Annotated in this window: 1 pseudogene; it reads right to left on the bottom strand. The window is 57.5% G+C overall.

The features are described from left to right. Positions 1-33: 33 nt before the first annotated feature. Positions 34-1204: pseudogene (locus EDF61_RS18660) on the bottom strand (IS3-like element ISAar45 family transposase). Positions 1205-1281 lie beyond the last annotated feature (77 nt).

Below are 1281 nucleotides of genomic sequence, written 5' to 3'. Positions count from 1 at the left end.
CGGGTCTGCTGAAGGTTTGGTTGACACCAAGGTTTACGCTGCCAGAGCGACAGACTCGATCATTGTAGCCTCGAATTGGATCGGGGTCATTCTCCCCAAACCTCTTTGCTTACGCTTGCGATGATACTTCCCCCCAGCCATCCAATAATGGCCAGACGAAGTTGTTGGCGGGAGGACCACCAGCGGCGGTCCAGCACATTCTTCTGCAGCAGGCTGAAGAACGACTCCATGGCCGCATTGTCGCCGGCTGCCCCGACCCTGCCCATCGAACCGACCAACCCGTGACGTTCGAGAGCCTGCGTGAATTTCTTAGACCGGAACTGGCTGCCACGGTCGCTGTGGACCTTGACCCCGCGTGGATGCCCACGGTGCGCCACAGCCATTTCCACGGCGTTGACGGCCAGGTGGGCCTTCATCCTCGAATCAATCGAGTACCCCACGATTCTGTTGCTGAACACGTCCTTAATCGCGCACAAATACAGCTTTCCTTCGCTCGTGTGGTGCTCTGTAATATCGGTCAGCCACAACTGGTTAGGCTGGTCAGCGGTGAAGTTCCGCTGCACCAAGTCGTCATGCACCGCAGGGCCCGCCGGAACGTGCTTGCGCTGGCGTTTGCTGATCACTGAGCGGATCCCTGCCTTGCGGCATAACCGCCAGACCCGGCGCTCGGAGACCTGGTATCCGGCGTCTTCCAGATCATCGGCCAACACCCGGTACCCTCCCTCGGGATCTTCCTCATGAAGCTCATGCAGTTTGCCGATCAACTCCCGCTCTTCGATTTCCCGGGCTGAGACAGGGCTCTTCAACCACTTGTAGTACGCCTGGGTGCTGAATCCCAAGACCCGACACGTCACCGCCACAGGAATATGTTTCCTACCTGTTCTGGCGGCTAATTCTTGGACGAGCCGGCCCATTATTTTGGGGAACGAATATGCGACTGGGAAAGGTAGGCTGCGGCCTTGCGCAGCACCTCGTTCTCCATTTCGAGCTCCCGGATGCGTTTGAGAGCTTGGGACATTTCCTTGCGTTCGTCAGCATCGGAGGACGGGGTCATTCCGTGGGATTGGTAGCGGGCATCGCGGACCCAGGTTTGCAGTGCGGTCTTTGAGACTCCCAGATCCGCGGAGACTTGCTTCTGGGATATCCCCGATTCGACGAGAGCGACGGCGTCTTTCTTGGATTCTTCGGTGAAGATTCTTGGCATGGTTTTTGTTCCTTCGTTTGAGCATAACCATAGCTGGGTTATGCGGTCGAAGTGTCAACCAAACCTTCAGCAGACCC

The sequence above is a fragment of the Arthrobacter sp. JUb115 genome (genome assembly GCF_004365035.1).
GTDB lineage: Bacteria > Actinomycetota > Actinomycetes > Actinomycetales > Micrococcaceae > Glutamicibacter.
This window is presented reverse-complemented; position numbering and strand designations above follow the sequence as displayed.